The organism is Pseudodesulfovibrio sp. zrk46, assembly GCF_012516435.1.
Classification (GTDB): domain Bacteria; phylum Desulfobacterota; class Desulfovibrionia; order Desulfovibrionales; family Desulfovibrionaceae; genus Pseudodesulfovibrio.
In genome coordinates this window covers 2,640,206-2,658,696 of the sequence record NZ_CP051216.1, presented here as the reverse complement: position 1 = coordinate 2,658,696, position 18,491 = coordinate 2,640,206, and the positions used below count along the sequence as shown (strand labels likewise).

The 18,491-nt window shown below is 52.2% G+C and carries 18 protein-coding genes and 1 pseudogene; 6 read left to right on the top strand and 13 right to left on the bottom strand.

Features of this window, described 5'->3' with window-relative positions:
- Positions 1-5: 5 nt before the first annotated feature.
- On the bottom strand, positions 6-950 hold the full coding sequence (locus tag HFN16_RS12070; RefSeq protein ID WP_168890991.1) for a LysR family transcriptional regulator: 945 nt from the start codon (positions 948-950) through the stop codon (positions 6-8).
- A 124-nt stretch (positions 951-1,074) separates the two neighbouring features.
- Here HFN16_RS12070 and HFN16_RS12065 point away from each other — a divergent pair, with 124 nt between their 5' ends.
- Positions 1,075-1,773, top strand: coding sequence for a 5'-methylthioadenosine/adenosylhomocysteine nucleosidase (locus HFN16_RS12065; RefSeq protein WP_168890990.1), 699 nt, complete (start codon positions 1,075-1,077; stop codon positions 1,771-1,773).
- An 8-nt stretch (positions 1,774-1,781) separates the two neighbouring features.
- The gene (locus tag HFN16_RS12060) at positions 1,782-2,261 is read left to right on the top strand and encodes an S-ribosylhomocysteine lyase (RefSeq protein ID WP_168890989.1); all 480 of its coding nucleotides are present in this window, start codon (positions 1,782-1,784) and stop codon (positions 2,259-2,261) included.
- Positions 2,262-2,273: 12 nt separating this feature from the next.
- Here the strand turns inward: HFN16_RS12060 and HFN16_RS12055 are convergent, their stop codons facing one another.
- The 9 genes from HFN16_RS12055 to HFN16_RS12015 all read right to left on the bottom strand — a co-directional run bounded on the left by HFN16_RS12055 (position 2,274) and on the right by HFN16_RS12015 (position 12,224).
- Positions 2,274-3,269 carry a diguanylate cyclase gene (locus HFN16_RS12055; RefSeq protein WP_168890988.1) on the bottom strand — a complete coding sequence of 332 codons (996 nt, stop codon included), beginning with the start codon at positions 3,267-3,269 and terminating at the stop codon, positions 2,274-2,276.
- Complete coding sequence (locus HFN16_RS12050; RefSeq protein ID WP_168890987.1) at positions 3,269-3,859, bottom strand: chemotaxis protein CheB; 591 nt, start codon at positions 3,857-3,859, stop codon at positions 3,269-3,271. Before HFN16_RS12050 ends, HFN16_RS12055 begins: the two co-directional genes overlap by 1 nt.
- Before the next feature lie 2 nt (positions 3,860-3,861).
- The gene (locus HFN16_RS12045; protein ID WP_168890986.1) at positions 3,862-4,695 is read right to left on the bottom strand and encodes a protein-glutamate O-methyltransferase CheR; all 834 of its coding nucleotides are present in this window, start codon (positions 4,693-4,695) and stop codon (positions 3,862-3,864) included.
- Position 4,696: 1 nt separating this feature from the next.
- The gene (locus tag HFN16_RS12040; RefSeq protein WP_168890985.1) at positions 4,697-8,896 is read right to left on the bottom strand and encodes a response regulator; all 4,200 of its coding nucleotides are present in this window, start codon (positions 8,894-8,896) and stop codon (positions 4,697-4,699) included.
- Between the two features lie 317 nt (positions 8,897-9,213).
- Positions 9,214-9,366 (bottom strand): hypothetical protein, encoded by a 153-nt coding sequence (locus HFN16_RS12035; RefSeq protein ID WP_168890984.1) that lies wholly within the window; start codon positions 9,364-9,366, stop codon positions 9,214-9,216.
- A 96-nt stretch (positions 9,367-9,462) separates the two neighbouring features.
- Positions 9,463-9,729 carry an RNA-binding protein gene (locus tag HFN16_RS12030; RefSeq protein ID WP_168890983.1) on the bottom strand — a complete coding sequence of 89 codons (267 nt, stop codon included), beginning with the start codon at positions 9,727-9,729 and terminating at the stop codon, positions 9,463-9,465.
- A 91-nt stretch (positions 9,730-9,820) separates the two neighbouring features.
- A complete protein-coding gene (locus HFN16_RS12025) occupies positions 9,821-11,050 on the bottom strand; it encodes a DEAD/DEAH box helicase (protein ID WP_168890982.1) in 1,230 nt (409 codons plus the stop codon).
- Positions 11,051-11,280: 230 nt separating this feature from the next.
- Positions 11,281-11,646, bottom strand: a complete 366-nt coding sequence (locus tag HFN16_RS12020) for a cupin domain-containing protein (RefSeq protein ID WP_168890981.1) — start codon at positions 11,644-11,646, stop codon at positions 11,281-11,283.
- On the bottom strand, positions 11,646-12,224 hold the full coding sequence (locus HFN16_RS12015; protein ID WP_247648327.1) for a TetR/AcrR family transcriptional regulator: 579 nt from the start codon (positions 12,222-12,224) through the stop codon (positions 11,646-11,648). The genes HFN16_RS12020 and HFN16_RS12015 overlap by 1 nt, the downstream gene beginning before the upstream one ends.
- Positions 12,225-12,370: 146 nt before the next feature.
- Here HFN16_RS12015 and HFN16_RS12010 point away from each other — a divergent pair, with 146 nt between their 5' ends.
- Positions 12,371-13,153: an EFR1 family ferrodoxin gene (locus HFN16_RS12010; protein WP_247648326.1), complete on the top strand. Its 783-nt coding sequence runs from the start codon at positions 12,371-12,373 to the stop codon at positions 13,151-13,153.
- A gap of 93 nt (positions 13,154-13,246) precedes the next feature.
- Here the strand turns inward: HFN16_RS12010 and HFN16_RS12005 are convergent, their stop codons facing one another.
- The 3 genes from HFN16_RS12005 to HFN16_RS11995 all read right to left on the bottom strand — a co-directional run bounded on the left by HFN16_RS12005 (position 13,247) and on the right by HFN16_RS11995 (position 15,684).
- Entirely contained in the window at positions 13,247-14,095 is an 849-nt protein-coding gene (locus HFN16_RS12005; RefSeq protein ID WP_168890978.1) for a GyrI-like domain-containing protein, read from the bottom strand.
- Positions 14,096-14,337: 242 nt separating this feature from the next.
- Positions 14,338-14,604, bottom strand: coding sequence for a hypothetical protein (locus tag HFN16_RS12000; RefSeq protein WP_168890977.1), 267 nt, complete (start codon positions 14,602-14,604; stop codon positions 14,338-14,340).
- Positions 14,605-15,684 carry a hypothetical protein gene (locus HFN16_RS11995; protein WP_168890976.1) on the bottom strand — a complete coding sequence of 360 codons (1,080 nt, stop codon included), beginning with the start codon at positions 15,682-15,684 and terminating at the stop codon, positions 14,605-14,607.
- A 641-nt stretch (positions 15,685-16,325) separates the two neighbouring features.
- Here HFN16_RS11995 and HFN16_RS18920 point away from each other — a divergent pair.
- The 3 genes and pseudogenes from HFN16_RS18920 to HFN16_RS11985 all read left to right on the top strand — a co-directional run.
- Positions 16,326-16,529, top strand: a pseudogene (locus HFN16_RS18920) (BMC domain-containing protein); the annotation flags it as partial.
- Positions 16,530-16,655: 126 nt separating this feature from the next.
- Positions 16,656-16,940, top strand: a complete 285-nt coding sequence (locus HFN16_RS18915; protein ID WP_247648503.1) for a BMC domain-containing protein — start codon at positions 16,656-16,658, stop codon at positions 16,938-16,940.
- Between the two features lie 48 nt (positions 16,941-16,988).
- Positions 16,989-18,491, top strand: a complete 1,503-nt coding sequence (locus HFN16_RS11985; protein WP_168890974.1) for an aldehyde dehydrogenase family protein — start codon at positions 16,989-16,991, stop codon at positions 18,489-18,491.

The following is an 18,491-nucleotide window of genomic DNA, read 5'->3' as shown; positions in this document are numbered from 1 at the left end:
TTCGCCTATTCCCCCAACAACCGCAGCGCCGATACCTCGGCCAATTCAGCGCGCATATGCTCCTTGAACGCGCTCTCGGTCACGGTCTCCGTCTTATTCTTGAACTGCACACAGGCAATCGTGTTCTCCAGTTTCTTGTCGCTGACCCGAATGGGAACAATACTCTGGTCGCTGATCTGATCACTGACAAGGTGGCTGACTATAATACCGATACCCATTCCCTCCTCAACGGCAGCGATGATGGCCCCGGTATTGTCTGCCACCAGAGTCATATCCAACGACGACGGCGCGGCACCATAATGACGCTTGAACCAGCTTGAGAACAGGGCAATATCATCCTTGTAGCCGATGTACTGGAGACGGGTCAGTTCATCATATCCGGCTCCGGCAACATGCTCTTCATAGTAACGGCCTGAGCAGGCAAGGACGAACTCCTCTTTCACGATGGGCTCAATGGTGTAGGTTGCCCGACCACCGGGGGTATCCATGAGGATGGGAAGGATGTCGATGTATGCGAAATCAAGCTCTCCTTCAGAGACCAGCCGGAATAATTCGGTGGGGTCACTCAACTCCAGGTGAAAGGAGACCTTTGGATACTTGCGATGAAAGGAAGCCATGATGCGAGGGAGGTAGGTCTTTCCGAACTCGGATGGTGCACCAATACGCAGATTGCCCGAGGGCGCTTCATCTGTCTCATTGATGTGCCGCACGCCGACTTCCAGTTCTTCCACGAAACCAGAGACGATATTGTACAGTTTTTGCCCTGCCGAGGTTGGCACCAGCCGTCTGTTCACACGGGTGAACAGGGACACCTGCATTTCATCTTCCAGCTTCTTCAAATGTTGGCTCACACCGGACTGAGTAATATGCAACACTTTGGCTGCGCCCGTACTGCTCTGCTGGTTAAAGATATGATAAAAAATCCGTAATCTATTGAAATCAGGCAGCATCTTGTCATCCTCGCCCTATCAATTAGTAAGACTAATCTATTTTGGTAAAAATAGTAATTTTACTAACTAATAGGTTCCGCTCTATTTTGCAACCAGAGCCGACGATTTCGGCGAAGGAGAGACAATGAAAATAGGAATAATCGCCGCAATGGAAGAGGAGCTGGTCCTGCTCAAAGAGAAACTGGACCTGAAAGAAGAGGTCTGCTGCGGTCAATTCACCTTTCATGTGGGTAGGATCAACGGTGTGAACGTCGTCCTTTCCCGATGTGGCATCGGCAAGGTCAACGCCGCAGTGGGGGCCACCATGCTGCTGGAAAATTTCAAGCCCGACTACCTGCTCAACATTGGCGTTGCCGGCGGCTTCTCCGAACAGGTCGAGATTGGCGATGTGGTCCTTTCCACGGAAGCTCGCCACTATGACGCGGACGCCACCCCCTTTGAATACGAGATCGGCCAGATTCCACAAATGCCGCCCAACTATGAGGCGGACACCAGACTTCTCTCCCTTGCACGGCAGGTAACTCTCGAAGGCGACGACGTTGCCGTCCACCAAGGCGCGATCCTTTCCGGTGATGCCTTCATCCATACTCCCGGTCAGGTCTCCTATCTTTCGGACAAGTTCCCCAATGCCATGGCTGTGGAGATGGAAGGCGCTGCCATTGCCCAGACAGGATTTCTGTTCAATGTCCCCTTCCTGCTGATCCGTTCCATCTCCGACAAGGTCAGAGAGGCGGGCAATCCGGCCGCATATAGTCAGAGCCTGGACAAAGCGGCTGCCAACTCCGTCCAGATGGCCCTCGGCATCCTTGAAAACATCCACTAGGAGAGACCATGAAACCCATCAAGAGCTTCCAGATCGATCATACCCGCCTGAACCGCGGCATTTATGTTTCCCGAAAAGACCGTGTGGGCGACGCTACAGTCACCACCTTTGACCTGCGCATGAAGGAACCCAACAACGAAGCCGCTCTGGACCCGGCCGCATCTCACACCATCGAGCACATCGCGGCCACATTCCTGCGCAATCATGCGGAATATGCTGACACCACCATCTACTTCGGCCCCATGGGCTGTTTGACCGGCTTCTATCTGCTCCTCGGAGGCGAACACGAATCCCGGACCATCGTTCCTCTGATCAGGGAACTGTTTCAGACTGTGGCCGATTTCACGGGAGACATTCCCGGCGCGTCCCCTGTGGAGTGCGGCAATTACACACTGATGGACCTTCCAACGGCAAAAGCCGAAGCAAGGAAGTATTTGGAAGAAGTTTTAAAAAATATAGGTGAAGAGAACCTGGTTTACCCAGACTAGAAAGGGAATCGCCTACACAAACAACATGCTTCGGCAGCAGTTTCTTCCGTCAGTCTTGGCTTGGTACAATGCAGTGTCTGCGGTCTTGATGAGGTCCCGCACGATCTGCTCCTTTTGAGGGATGGTGGACGATGCCCCGACACTGGCGGTCACACGCTCCGAAATACTAGATTTGGTGTGCGGAATACCGAGCTTTTCTACCTGCTTTCGAACCTTTTCGGCCACGAACTCCGCGCCCTCCAGATCAGTACCCGGCAGAATGATAGCGAACTCCTCACCGCCGACTCGTGCAACTTTATCCACGTCACGTTTGACCACGTCGGAGATGGCATGGGCCACCTTGATGAGACAGTCATCGCCCAGCGCATGACCATAGGTATCGTTGTAGGGCTTGAAGTGGTCGATATCCAGCATGATCAATGACAGAGAGGATTTGTTCCTCAGTGCCCGATTCCACTCGTCCGCAAAGATAACGTCAAACTGGCGCTTGTTCAGAAGCCCGGTCAGGCCGTCCGTGATCGACAGCAAGAGCAACTGCTCGTTGGTTTCCTCCAACTGCTGCTGCAACTCCTCCAGTTCGACCAGCTTCATATCCAATTCAACAGTCTTTCTGCGCAGCGCGTCCTTTTGCCGGAACAAGTCGAGAAACACGCCGACCTTGCTCTGAAAGACCATGGTATTCAGCGGCTTGAACAGGTAGTCTACCGCGCCACATTCATATCCTTTAAAGAGGTGGTGCTCGCCGCGAACCTCGGCGGTGACAAAAATGATGGGGATATTCTTGGTCTTCTTGTTACCACGCATGAGCTCAGCAACCTCATACCCATCCATTCCGGGCATCTGGACATCCAGAAGCACCAGAGCGAAATCGTGATCCAGAATTTGCGCCAACGCCTCTTCGCCGGAATTCGCTTTCACAAGCTCGACATCCGGTTCATCCAAGAGGCTTTCCAAGGTCAGCAAGTTTTCTGGCCTGTCATCCACAATGAGTATCTTAGCAGCAGCCATTACAATCCTTCGTCATTTATATCATTCAAAAAATTTGCAATATCTTTCAATGGAACCACATGATCGGGCTCCACTGCTTCCAAGGCGGCCAGCGGCATGGCGTCCACCTCGGCGGTCTCGGGCGACTGAACAACAGTCAGTCCTCCCAGCTTCTTGATCTTGGCCAGCCCCTTGGCCCCGTCAGAGTTGCCGCCCGTCAAAACCAGGCCGACCAGCTCGTCACAATAGGCATCGGCAGCTGTTTCAAAAAGCACATCTATGGATGGACGGGAGAAATTGACCTTGGGGTCTATAGATAAGGCCACAGTTCGATCGCACTCCACCATCAAATGATAATTGGGCGGGGCAATATATATTGTCCCCTGTGCAATAGGTTCCTTATCCTCGGCCTCTTTGACCTCTTGTGCGCACCGTACGCTAAAATGCTGGGGCAGATAGTTCTCGGAATCGGCGCTGATGTGCTGCACCACGAGAATGGGAATGGAAAAATCCGAGTTCAGCTTGGGCAGAATACGGTCGAGTGCGGCAAGTCCGCCTGCGGACACGCCGATCACAATCGCTGAATATTTCTTTCCCGTGCTCTGGATCATTTCTAGCGCTTCTTCCTGTAGATTTTCTCACGCTCTGCAACGACCTCAAAATCCTTGGCCACATCAGAGAACTTCAGGCTTTCCTTTGAACCAAGGCAGAGGAAACCGCCAGGGCAAAGGCTGTCACGGAACAACTTGAGAACCCGGTTCTGCAAATCACGATTGAAATAGATCAGCACATTACGGCAGAAGATGACGTTCATCTCACCAAAGACGCCATCAGTCACCAGGTTATGAGACGAAAACAGCACTTGATCCTTGAGAGAGCGCTTGATGACCACATGTTCGTAGTCGGCCGTATAGTAATCGGAAAGAGAATACTTGCCGCCCGCCTTCTGGTAATTGGCCGTATAGTCGCGGACGAGATCCATGGGGTAGATACCGTCCTTGGCCTTGGCAAGAATACGCTCGTTGAAGTCCGTGGCGTATATCTGACAACGCTCCTTCAAACCTTCCTCTTCAAGGAGGATGCCCATGGAATAGACTTCCTGTCCGGCGGAACAACCGGCATGCCACACCTTGATGAACGGATACGTCATGAGGTGAGGAATAACGAAATCACGTACCCGGTTGTAGACCCACGGGTCGCGGAACATCTCGGTCACGTTGATAGACAGATCCAGGAGCAGTGTATTGAAAAAGTTCTCATCGTAAATGACGCGATGCATCATTTCCGAATAGGAGGAAATGTCCTCCAGCGAGCGACGATGATCCAGCCGACGCTTGGTATGGGCGCAGGCGTATTCCCTGAAGTCATACCCATACTTCTGGTATATGGCTTCCAGAAGCAGCTTGATTTCAAGCCGCTCGTTATCGATCTTTTCCGGATTCTGCATATTAGTACAACCAGACTCTCATCATCGAAAGGAGTTTGTCGGTGTTGACCGGCTTGGCCAGATAATCGCTGGCTCCTGCCTCGATGCACTTGCTTCTGTCGCCCTTCATGGCCTTGGCGGTCAAGGCAATGATCGGCAGCTTCTCATATTTCCGCTGCTTCCTGATCTCGGTCATGGCTTCATAACCGTCCATCTTCGGCATCATGATATCCATGAGAATGCAATCGATGGAATCATCCTTTTCCAACTTTTCAATGCACTCAAGACCATTTTTGGCGATCTGCACTTCCATGTTCCTCTCTTCAAGGACACTGGAAAGAGCAAATACGTTTCGCATGTCATCGTCAACAAGCAGGACCTTTTTACCGCTCAGCACCGCTTCCTTGTCGTGGACCATTTTCAGCATCTTCTGCTTATCCGCAGGCATGTTGGCCTCAACACGATGGAGGAACAAGGCCGACTCATCAAGCAAGCGTTCGGGAGATTTCACACCCTTGATAATGATGCTCTCTGCGTATCGATTCAGCTTGTTCTCTTCTTCGCGTGACAGGTCACGACCGGTATAGATGATGACAGGGACTCGCGCAGCCCGGTCACTCAGTCGAATCTTTTCGAGCAGATCGAAGCCGGACATGTCTTCAAGACCCAGGTCGAGAATCATGCAGTCGTAGCTGCCGCGCACCAGCTCATCAAAGGCCTCTGCCCCTGTGGCCACGGAAGTCGTTTTGACATCGCCGTTGCCGATAAGCTCCTCGATGCTCTCGCGCTGCACCTTGTCGTCTTCTACCAGCAGCAGGTTGCTGACCGGCTTGGAGATGATGTCCTCCAATCGAGAGAAGGCATCATCGACCTTTTCCAGACTCACCGGCTTGGAGAGGTATCCGATGGCGCCCATACGCATGGCATCCAGCGAGCTGTCGTCAGCCGACATAAAATGAACTGGGATGTGACGCAGCTTGGCGTTGTCCTTCAATCGCTCCATGACGGTCCAACCGTCGATACCAGGCAGGCCGATATCCAGAATAATGGCACTGGGCTCATAGTAATCGGCAAAGTGCAGACCGGTCTCGCCGTCCTCGGCCACGAGGCAGAGGAAGCCGCGCTCCCGCCCGAAATCTCGCATGATCTTGGCAAAGTTCCGGTCATCTTCAATGATAAGAAGACTGCGTGAATCCGGAGTGACGTTTTCCCGGTCATCATCAAGGTATTCCTGATCACACGGCGGAATCTTTTTGCCAGCCAGAGTCACACCGGCGTCCTGGGCTATCTCTTCACTGGGGGCGCAGGATTGGAAATCCTTACCCTTGCCAGATCGACCCTGTTCAGGCGTTTCGGCAAGTTCAGCGGTTAACGGAGCAGTATCGTTGACCGGTTCCTCAGAAGCCTCTTCCATCAAGAGTCCTTCCGGCAGGACACTCTTATCGGCCTTCTTTTCGGTATATTCTTCCGGAAGAATGACAGTGAATGTACTGCCTTTGCCTTCCTCACTTTCGAGACGAATCGTACCACCCAGCAGATGGGTCAATTCCTTGGAGATGGACAGCCCCAGCCCGGTGCCGCCATAGGTACGGCTTGTGCTGCCGTCCGCCTGCTGGAAAGCGTTGAAGATAGCGGCCTGTTTGTCCTCCGGAATGCCAATGCCGTCATCCTTCACGGCAAAGGCAACGGCCTTGGCCGGGTCAATACCGTTGTCGGAAACGAGCTCAAGAGGTGGACGTTTCACGAATAAAGAGACGCCTCCCTCAGAGGTGAACTTGAACGCATTGGTCAACAGGTTGCGCAGGATCTGCTGCAAACGCTGGGAATCGGTTTCGATGGTCTTGGGCAGCCCTTCTTCGACTTCAATGGCAAAGCCTACCCCTTTGTCCTCAGCGACATCCTTGAACAGGCGATTCAGGTCGGTTGCAACGGAGTCCATGCTGACGTTTTCGACCAGCAGTTCGATCTTGCCCGCCTCCACCTTGGAGAGGTCAAGGATCTCATTGATAAGTGCCAGCAGATCGGAACCGGAAGAATGGATGGCATTGGCAGATTCGATCTGCTTCTTGGTCAGGTTGCCGTCCTTGTTGTTCCCAAACAGTTGGGAAAGGATCAGAATGGAGTTCAGTGGCGTCCTCAGCTCATGAGACATGTTGGCGAGGAATTCGGATTTGTACTTGCTCGCCATTTCGAGATCACGGGCCTTCTGGCGCACAATGTCCTGCGCCTTGACCAGATCATTATTCTTCTTGGCGATCTCATCCTTCTGCTCTTCAAGGGCCTGTGTCCGCTCTTCCAACTCCTCGTTGGTAACACGCAGCTCTTCCTGCTGCGCCTGCAGTTCGGCTTCGGAATCCTTGAGGGCCTTTGTCTGCTCTTCCAGCTCTTCGTTGGTGACACGCAGTTCTTCCTGCTGTGCCTGCAACTCGGCTTCGGATTCCTTGAGCGCCTTGGCCTGCTCTTCCAACTCTTCGTTGGTGACGCGAAGCTCTTCCTGCTGCTGATGCGCCTTTTCCAAAAGTTCCCGAATGATCTGACGGGATTTGGCCGCATTCATGAGGATAGCGGCATTCTCGATGTTCTGTTCTATGAAGCGACGCTGCAGCGGGGAGACAGAGTTGACCGTTCCCAGCAAAAGGACGCCGAGAACAACACCCTCAAAGGATAGCGGGATAGTAACGAACGTACCGGGTACCTTTTCCCCTGCTCCATAGTTAATGGCAGGGGCATCGCCCTTGACGTCGTTGAAAAAGATAATCTCGTCTTCGAGCGCAGACTGGCCAACCATTCCTTCGCCCAGTTTGATCCGGTTGAAATTGCCGCTGCGGTCGGTAAAGGCATAGCTTGCCGTCAGGGTCAGTTCCTCATCCTCAAGCACATACAGGGCGCCAAGTTGCGCGTCCATGTGCTTGGTAACAAAGGAAACAAATCGTTTGGCAAGTTCGTCGGACTCATGTTCGCCACGCAAGGCGTCATCCAACCCTTCCTTGCCGCGCTTGAGCCAATCCAGCTCCTGAAGGTTACGGGCCATACTGTTCAGGGCGTGAGCCAAGTCGCCCAGTTCATCTTTCTGATGAACCGTAAGCTCCATGTCGAGCTTGCCCTCAGAGATTCCTTTGGCGAATTCCATATCCGCCAGAATGGGCCTGGTGATGGATCGAGAAAAGTACACTGCCAGCAAGATGATAAGGAACAGCATCACACCAGCCACTGTGCCAATGGTCCGGTATGTTGCCCTCACAGGAGCTGTCACTTCGTACTCATCGATTTTCGAAACGAGGTACCAATCAAGTCCCGGGATATCCAACTGGTTGTATGCCACCAGCACTTCTTTGCCAGCACTGTCTATGTAGAGGGAATGCCCGCCAGCCATCTCTGCCTGCACGGCATCGGCCCAGTAGTTGAGCGGATTGTCGAAGGAGAATCCGACACGATATTTGCCATCGCCCAACGTGCGGATATCGCTGCGCAGTTCGTATTTTCTGGTAATCGAGCTAATACCGAAAAGATAGGATTCGCCGGTCTCACCCATGCCCTGCCGGGAATCAACCGCTTTGGTTATCATTTCCGAGGTCAGCTGAATGGCGATGACGCCAATGAGCGTCTCGGATGCGTCTCGAATGGGATGAGCGATGAAGGCAGCCTGCAAGCCGTTACTGGGGGCATATTTGCTGAAATCAACAAGAGCGGGTTGGCCGGTGTCCATGACCGAACGCCACGCCATGGCAAGACCGGAATTCCTGTACCTGCCATACCGGAGACTCCTTCCGAGGTCGTCCTCTCCAGCGACAGAAAACAATACATGCCCGTTGTTCCCTTCCATGATGAGGATGTCATGATAGCCATACGACTCTGCGTACTCTTTCAAAGGACGGGCATACGGCTCAATCGCCTCCAGATACGCTCTGGAGTTCACATTCAGATTGGTTCTCTGGTCCGCCCCGGCGATCTCCTTCATGCTTTCGAGAGAGTTTACCATCTTCTCTACACGTTCGGTGCGAGCCAGTACGCCGACATCCGCTACGCATTTATTGAAGAATTCCTCGATCTGCCCCTTGCGGATGGATTGTACGGTCAGCAATTGGTTGAACGACTTCTCCATCAATGAATCGGTCGCCAGCTTAGTGCCGAAAAAGCCCACCACCATCAGCGGAAGGATACCAGTGACAAGAAACAGAAAAATAAGTTTCGGACGGATACGAATGTCAGAAAGACGAATCATCAAGGCTCCCCCACAAAGCATTGAACGATGAAAAACAAGAATATAGGCAGGTTTCTAGTCAGATAGTCGAGGCCCATTTTTTTAGTTGCAATGCGCATCAAAATCAAGACAATTATACTATAGGGGTAAACCTATCTCCGTTAATGAAATACATTACAGGAAACTAGTCGAGTCTCGACTCATATTGGTAATAAAAAAAAAGGTTATCCAAATCCATGGACAACCTCTTTTGTTGGTAATGCCTTTAGTTCAAAATGAACTGGCACATACGTACCAACCAAAAACCTTTTTCGGGTACAGAATTTACAACCGGAAGGTTACTCTTCCTCATCGCTCTCAGGAGCATTTTCTTCTGTTCCGTCTTGATTCTCGAGTTTTCTTGCCATCTTGCGCCGCCGTTTTTCTTCTTTCTTTTTCTTTTTGGCCAGTTCTTTCTGACGCTTTTCAAATGAATAATTCGGCTTTGCCATGGCAGTCTCCTGTTCGGTTATATAAAATCTGAAAGAGCAAAAACCGCTCCCCATAAAGAGGAGCGGTTCATAATACCTGTTACCAGGTTGGTAAAACTACCAGCGGGGGCGTTCGACGCGAGGCTTGGCTTCGTTGACCTTGAGGTTACGGCCACCGAAGTCTTTGCCGTCCATGTCGTCGATAGCAGACATGGCAGCGGAATCGTCGCTCATTTCAACGAAACCGAAACCACGGGGGCGACCGGTTTCACGATCTTCGATCAGCTTTACGGAAGTGACTTCACCGTGGGCTTCGAATGCATTGCGGACTTCTTCTTCAGTGGCGGACCAGGGCAGGTTACCAACGTAGATATTCTTGGACATAATTTTCTCCTGTTACTTTTTGTTGTTGCGGCGTCACCGACCAATACCGATGACAACTCATTTTCTACTTGTTTAACTGTATATCTATTAATCAGGCTGCCGAGCGTTGTGCTCGACCAGGCTTGCGCCTACGTCTTTGACCAGCCGTCTTTGCGGGACGCTGAGCAGAAGCTGTTGCCTTTTTTCGCGGTTTATTACTGGATACATCAGGGGTTCCGAAAGGGTTCTGCTCAATGGATACATCCATAACCCTTTTAATGGCGCGCAATTGAGATGCGTCTTCCTGCGTTACCAGGCTTATCGCACAGCCCAACCGACCAGCCCGGCCGGTTCTACCAATGCGGTGCGTATAAGTTTCAACGGTATTGGGCATGTCATAATTGATGACATGGGTTATCCTGTCACAATCGATTCCACGTGCAGCAATATCAGTTGCCACCATGATGGAGAACTGCCCTTCGCGGAAGCCATTCAAAGCCTTCTCGCGTTGGTTCTGACTCATATTCCCTTGCAGGAACGTGGTGTCATACCCGGTCTTGGACAGCTTTCGGGACAGGTTTTTGGCCTTGTACTTGGTCCGGGTAAAAATCAGCATACTCTGATGTTCACCCCGGGAAAGAAGGTCATCCAACAATTCGCCTTTACCCTTGTCACTGGTCTTGTAGAAGACGTGCTTCACAGTAGACACAGGGGACTTGGTGTTGATTTCCACCTTCTTGGGGTTAACAAGAATGCGCTTTGCAAAGGTCAAAATGGACCTTGGCATGGTTGCGGAAAAGAGAAGATTCTGTCGCTTGCTCGGAAGACAGGCGAGAACTCTCTTGATGTCCGGCAGAAAACCCATGTCGAGCATGCGGTCTGCCTCATCAAGAACCAGAGTGTCAATCGCTTTGAAATCGACGGCTCCTCTATTGATAAGCCTGACAAGTCGACCAGGGCAGGCAACAATAACATCAGACCGGTCGAACGCCTTGATCTGAGGATTCATGCCTACGCCGCCGATGACGACATTGCTGCGGATACCGGTTTTCCGTGCCAGAGCACCGAAACTGTCATTGATCTGAATAGCCAGTTCCCTGGTCGGGGCCAGAACAAGTACACGCGGGCCTCTTTTCGAGGATTTTGTTGTGAGGAGTTTCTGTAAAATAGGCAACGCGAAAGCGGCAGTCTTGCCTGTGCCAGTCTGTGCCAATCCCAGAACATCATGTCCATGCAGGATCAGCGGAATAGCCTTGCCTTGAATGGGGGTCGGGGTGTCGTAGCCACAGAATTTGATACCGGCGCCGATCCGCCGATCAAATGAAAATTCTGTAAAGGTCATTAAAAGCCTTGGAAAAAAGAAATGTAAACGACGACGCGTGACAGCAGTCGAACCCGTATATACGGGAATAAACTTTGAAGGCTCTGGTACGTGGGAGTAAATCTTTTTTGCCTTACGCGAAACGTGAGTGCCCAATTGGGGCTAAGAAGTAATCGTGCGTCCAGTCACGCTGAGTTACCCACCATTGAATCATTCAAGAGAAGAAGTAAAGACATTTTTACAAAAAGTTTCTACACCCACCTATCATTTTCCGCCTGCAATTCACTTTCAGATTCTCCAGTATTCACAACCCCCCGGGGCTCAACGATGAGTATTTCGCATTCATCTTTGGCAAAGGGCTTGTGCTCTGCCCCCTTCTCAACCACATACATTTCGCCCGGACCGATCTCGACTTTACCGTCGCGAAACTCGATTTCCATCTTCCCGCTTATGACGATAAAGACCTCATCCGTGTCTTTATGATCATGCCAGACAAATTCACCCTGAATCTTTACCACCTTGAACTGATAATCGTTCATCTCGGCGATCACTCGCGGAGCCCAGTGGTCATCGAACTTGGACAACTTATCCTTGAAGTTGATTGATTCCCGCTTCATCACTTCTCCTCACAGTATCCCATGACCACCGCGGTCAGTTCATCCGCAAAAGCTTCATCCAGTGGAGAATGCCCCACGAGCAAGCGATACCACATGGCACCGAAAACGATATCCACCAGCAAGCCCGTTTCGTGCTTGAATTTAATCTGCCCACTCTCCGTTGCCTGTAACAGAATGGAACTCAACACCGCACGACGTTTCTCTACGAACTGCTCGCGAAATCTCGCGCGAAAAAGTTCGTCCTGCTGCGCATATGCCATCAGATAACGAAGATAGACATCGCCACCATCAGCGATGGACAACATGGATCGCGAGAGAAATATGCGAAACGTCTCTTCAAAGGACTTCTCGGCAGGAACTGGAATACTCTTGGCAGCCCGCCGCAATCCTGCTTCCAGCACGATGTCCGCAATGGAGGGCCACCAACGATAGATGGTCTTTTTCCCTACCTTTGCCCGACTTGCGATGGCCTCAATACTCAGCCCTGCCCCGCCCTTCTCCTTGAGAAGAGCGTCAACGGCATCCAATATCGCTCCCTGTGACTTCTCACTTCTGGGACGTCCAATCTTTGCCTTCAATGTATCCACCTTTGTTTTTGGCACAAAGGCCTTATGCCACGCTTGACACAGGTTGGCAAGTTTAGATACGACACGGGTCGTATCATAAGTAACAATCATTCAATGACGCACATTCATCGAAGGCATACATTCAGGGAGGTATGATAATGAGAGATATAAAACTGGTATACTTTTCACCAACAGGAACAACCAAAGCGGTGGTTCAGGCCATCGCGAATGGCATTGATTCCAGCAAGGTGGAATTCATCGATATTACCAAACCCGAAGCGAGACGGCAGGAATTGAAGACGTCGGAGAACGAGCTGTTGATTATCGGTGTTCCCGTATACATGGGCCGAGTCCCAGCTCTATTGGAAGAATGGTTCAATGCCTTGAAGGCAGACAACACTCCCGCAATCTGCGTCGTGGTGTACGGCAACCGGGCCTATGAGGACGCTCTTCTTGAACTCAAGGATATCATCAAGGAGCGCGGCGGCCTCCCCATTGCTGGCGCCGCGTATATAGGAGAGCACTCTTTCTCCAACTCCGAAACTCCTTCCATCGGTCGACCTGACAGAGATGACCTTGATCATGCCGCCGCTTTCGGAGTCTCTATCCGTAAAAAACTCCATGCCGCCAAGGAAATTCAGGAAGTCGAGGTACCCGGCACACACCCGTATGGCGGTATTACGGAATTATGGGACGTGGATTTCATCGCCGTGAATGACGACTGCAAACAATGCGGGGCATGTGCGGAGCTGTGCCCGGTTGATGCCATCGATCCCCAGAACAGCTCCGTCATAGATAAGGATAAATGTATCACCTGTTGCGCCTGTCTCAAAAAGTGCCCGCAACATGCCAGAGAGATGAAGCCCGGCCCGGTAAAAGATGCCCAAGGAAGAATCAATACGCTCTTTGTCGATCGCAAAGCCCCTGAGTGTTTTCTTTGATCGGAATGGGCGACCAAGCCAGATCCATCTTAACGAAAAAGGGCTTACGACATTCATCGTAAGCCCTTTTCCTATTATTGATCATAGATAAATCTAGTTATTCACATTCGCCCGCGAGACCTCTATCAGGATCTCGGTCACATGCTTGGCGCTGTTGTTGGTGGTCCAGTAATCGGTGACGTAGCGCTCGAAAGACTCTTCGCTCACATTGTACTGGTGCTGACGGGCCCAGCGACGCATTTTCTCATACGTTTCGCCAAGATCCTCATGATTACCTATATGGTAGCAGGAGAGCATGGTTTTCCCGCCCATCGTGTAGGTGTGTTCGGGTTTCGTGGGAATGAGGGTTTTCTGAAGGATCTTGACGGGCTGGTCCAATCCTTCGACTCGGTCGCTGATGGACGAGAAGTTGATCAGGACAGGACCGGTGATTTCATTACCGAGAGACTCCACGTAGTTGGTGAACTCGATATTGATGATGGAGCCACGCATATCATCTTCAAAGGTCTGATCCATGAAGAGAAGCTGACTTGCTTCCACATACTTCACCGAAGGTTCGGTCACGTCATGATCGATGACGTTCTCGGCTTCCTGAATGAGATGAGACCAATCCATGATGGCAACCTGCTTCCTGCGGATTGCTTCCTGCTGCTCTTCCAGCTCTTCGGCCTTGGCCTGAAAGCTCCGCTGGAGCGAGCGGTACACATTGGTCGTATTGCCCTCAATGTACTCCTTCATCTCATCAAGAGTGAAGCCCATCTGTTTATAGTACTTGATGACAGGTACGCAGAGCTGTGATTCGTAAGTGTAGTAACGGTAGTTGTTGTAGTCGTGGCGTTGAGATGGAATGAGGCCTATTTCGTCGTAATAGCGCAGGGCTTTTTTGGAGATGTTGCAGATCTTGCTCATATCTCCGATAAAGATTTGTCCCTTGGGTTTCATGCCTTTCCCCCTTGCATCGTCTTTCGTCGGCGCCCTCTCTCACTTGGACCATAACCAAAGTAATGTTTTTGCCGGGGAGCGACACAGCCAGTTGCCGCCCTAACCGCCCCGGTTCAACACCGATGCTTTTCAAAATCAGTTATTCGCTTCTGATACGCGTTCCACTTCCTTAGCTGCGAGAAAAGGGGAAGGCATTCTTCGCGAACGCCTCCCCCTTATACGGTAGATAGAATTGGGTCAATCTACCCCTTGATGTACTTGTTGATGGTGGCTGCGCCCTCTTCGTGGGCACGGAAGTACACCCGCAACTCGTTGTTTTCATCAAGATCGAAACGGGTTTCTTCAAGCAAGCCGTTGGCTTCTGCTGTCATCAGAGATTCGATGATCGCAGGCTTCTTGAAAGCCTTGAAGGAGCCGTAGGTGCCGCGCAGTTCGTCCATGACGCAATCCGCGCAAGCTTCCTCAACCTTGGTGAACATCTTCAGGATAGCGTAGTTAAGAGGAATCATTTATGCCTCCTGCTTTTTGAACAGATCCATGGGATTCATGGAAATGAAGAAGATACCGATGACCATGACAACAGCGGCAGCCCAAGCAATGGGAGCCATGTTCCAGCCGTCGATACCCATTGCTACACCCAGAACGATCCAGCAGCAGAACGGTCCCCAGAAGGAGAAGGTGCCGTTGCAGGCCATGCCGAGAGCCGCACCGCACATGGCGTTACCCTTGTACCAGTACATGAAGGTCAGGTAGGCGGACAGGCCGGCTGCCAGGAACCAGGGCATTGCGGAAGCGTCGGTGAAGGACTGAGCAACCATGCCAACGGTGTCGACACCGGAGATCATGCCGAACAGGGGCACAAGAATGATCAGGTTGGAAAGACCGGAAGTGACCTGACGAATGGTGATGCCGATCTCAGGGTCAATCATGGAAGTACCGTAGCCGCAGACGCAGCCTTCAATACCCCATGCTAAAGCAGCGAGGAAACCGAAGAACAGGCCAACCATCATGTTGTTGCCGCCTTCGAGGCTCAGAGCATCCCAGCCGATCATGACGGAAGCACCGAAGCAGATGGCGATACCCATGAGCATGCGGGCGTTGAGTTCCTGCTTGAACCAGACACGGCCGAGAATTGCACCGATAGCCGGGCAGAGCGCGGCGATGGGCACAACGATGGAACCGGCCAACTGCAGACCAACTACATAGGAAGTGGATGCCACAGGTCCGCCAATAATGGCGGCAGTGACCATTACCATTCCGGGTTTGGTCTTGATGGTACGAAGGAAATCGGCAAAACGGCCGCGGAAGCCAGCGATACCAACGGCCCACAGAGCACTACAGGTATCAGTGGTTGCTGCACCCAGCGCCGCCAAAAGATAGGTGACAGCAAAAGCGGACAGGCCGGATTCTGCGCCGTACCAGACGACCCAGATACCTTCGGACATGCCCATGGTCATGAATGCAGTGTAAAAACCATACAAGAGGCCGGACAGCAGAGCTGTAATAATACCTCTTGTTTTGAAGCTCGCAGCGAGCTTCTGTTTGGCGGAAAATGCCGCCGGGTCAATTGCGATGGAGACGTTCCCCATATTTCTCCTCCCGTAGGAATGATAATAACTAAAGGCCATAACCTCCTGGCAGGAATTGCCGCGATATTTCACCCGTCACGACAACCCCAAGAGCTTCGCCATACAAAGAAGCTCACCTCTTATAATTTGTAGGCCTTCCCGTAAGGGGAAGGTCAACAGACTATCTCAAATCAGGCGGTTTCCAGGCCTTCAGCGACAAGGAATGGCGGGGATCTCCACTCCTCTTTATCCCTTGATATCCAAGGGTTACCGCATGGGGAAGATTCTTACAAACTTGTTACATTTTTCCCAAGCCGTAACTGAATTGTCATTTCTCCATGGCAACCCCAATGAAACCCGCACTGGCTGTAGGTTTCCGGCTTTCACACGCATACGACAGCCCCCTTTTGGCAGAGGTTGCCCCCTATGTCGACACTAATTTTCTCCAAAAATGTAATTTTCACGTCAATTCAATAAAAAGACCTCATAAAAACAGTGCAATAGACCTAAGAAGTCACTTTTTTCACAAAAGGGTGTTGACCTTCCCCTTTGGAGGAAGGGCTAAGGTGAAAATCAGGCTGAGGACTAAGAATCGTTCTTAACTCTTCGCCACCAAATTGCAGTAACGCTTTGTACGAAACGCCAGCTCAATGGGAGATCACATGAGGTATAACGGCGAAGAGGCTCTGGGTCTCATCGAAACAATTGGAATGGTCCCGGCCATTGGCGGTGCCGATGCCATGCTGAAAACCGCTGATGTCGAACTCGTATCCTACGAGAACATCGGTTCCACCCTGGTCTGTGTCATGGTCAAGGGTGATGTGGCTGCCGTTCAGGCATCCGTTGCCGCCGGTTCCACCGCTGCTGCCGAAACCGGCAAGCTGACCGCAAAGAACGTCATGCCTCGCCCCATCCGCGGCGTCGGTGACATCGTCAACGTCCACGGCGTTGAAGAAGGTCCTGCCAACGAAAACGGCGAACGTCCCCGCGCAATGGGTCTCATCGAAACCTTCGGCATCGTCTTCGCCATGGAAGCAGCCGACGCAATGATGAAGACCGCCGACGTTGAACTGATCGGCTACGAGAACGTTGCTTCCGGTTACATCTCCGTACTGGTTCAGGGCGACGTCGCTGCCTGCAAGGCCGCTGTCGAATCCGGCGTTAAGGCCGTGGAAGCCATGGACGCAGAAGTCTACGCTTCTCTGGTCATCCCCACCCCGCACCCTGATCTTGAAAAAATCACCAAGCTCTACGCTATTGAAAACCTGCTCCCCTAACCCGGCAGCAGATAACGACACGTCCGGAAACAGCAAAAGGGATTGACCATGATTATCGACAACGACCTGCTCTCCATTCAGCAAGCCAGAATTCTGGCGGAGAACGCTTTTGAGGCACAGAAAAAACTGGCCGCCTTCCCGCAAGAGAAGCTGGATGCAATCGTGGAGCACGTAGCCCAGGCAGTCGAACAACACGCCCAGTCCCTTGCGCTCATGTCCCAAGAGGAAACGGATAGTGGCATTTGGCAGGACAAGTTTGCCAAGAACACCTTCGTATGCAAGCACGTTTGCGAACATCTTCGCGGCATGCAGTGCGTCGGCGTCATTGGCGAGGACAAGGAGAATGAACTTATGGATATCGGCGTTCCCGTCGGTGTCATTGTTGCGGCTTCTCCCGTCACCAGTCCGGTTTCCACCACCATTTACAAGACTCTGATAGCCATCAAGTCCGGAAACGCCATTGTCTTCACTCCGCATCCCCGGGTCATGAAGAGCATCAGCCATGTGCTGGACATCATGATCGAAGCGGCCCACGCCGCAGGGCTTCCCGAAGGCTGCCTTGCCTACCTGGATACAGTCACCAAGGCTGGCTCCCAGGAGCTCATGAACCATCCTTCGGTTTCCCTGATCATGGTTTCCGGTGTCCCCGGCATGCTGCGACTCGCCCAATGTTCGGGCAAGGCCATCATCTACGGGGGAACCGGCAATGGCCCTGCGTTCATCGAACGCACTGCCGATCTGAATCAGGCCGTCAAAGACATCATCACCAGCAAGACCTTCGACAATGGCATGGCCCCTTCGGCCGAACAGTCCATCGTCGTGGAATCCTGCATCGCTGACGATGTCGCCCATATCCTCGAAGGACACGGAGCCTACTTCATGTCCGAAGAGGAATCGCTGAAGCTCGCCGACCTCTTCTTCTGCCCCGCCGGGCAGCGCAAGAAGGGAACGGTAGGCGTTCCGGCGGCCACTCTGGCACGACGCGCAGGCTTCCACGTCCCCGAAGACGTGAAGGTTCTCATTGCCCGTCGCAAATACGTCTCCGAAACCGATCCCTATTCCCGCGAACTCCTTTCTCCGGTGCTCGCTTTCTACGAAGAAGACGACTGGATGCACGCATGCGAAAAGTGCATCGAGCTGCTCCTGCACGAAAGGAACTCTCACACCCTGTCCATTCACTCCGGAGACAAAGAGGTCATTCGTCAGTTCGCGCTGAAGAAGCCTGTGGGCAGGCTGCTGGTAAACACACCCGCCTCTTTCGGCGGCATGGGCGCCACCACCAACCTTTTCCCGTCCATGACGCTGGGCAGCGGCTCGGCCGGACGCGGCATCACTTCCGACAACGTCTCCCCCAAGAACCTCATCTACGTGAGGAAAGTGGGCTACGGCGTCAGAACGGTGGAAGACGCCCAGTGCGCAAAGACAACCGTCGAGCACAGCGGCCACCCGGACAAGACAAACACACAAACAAACGATTCCAAGGCGTTGCATGCCCTGCAACATATTTTGAAGGAAGCGATCAACGTCATTAACGATCCCTCGGATCGATAG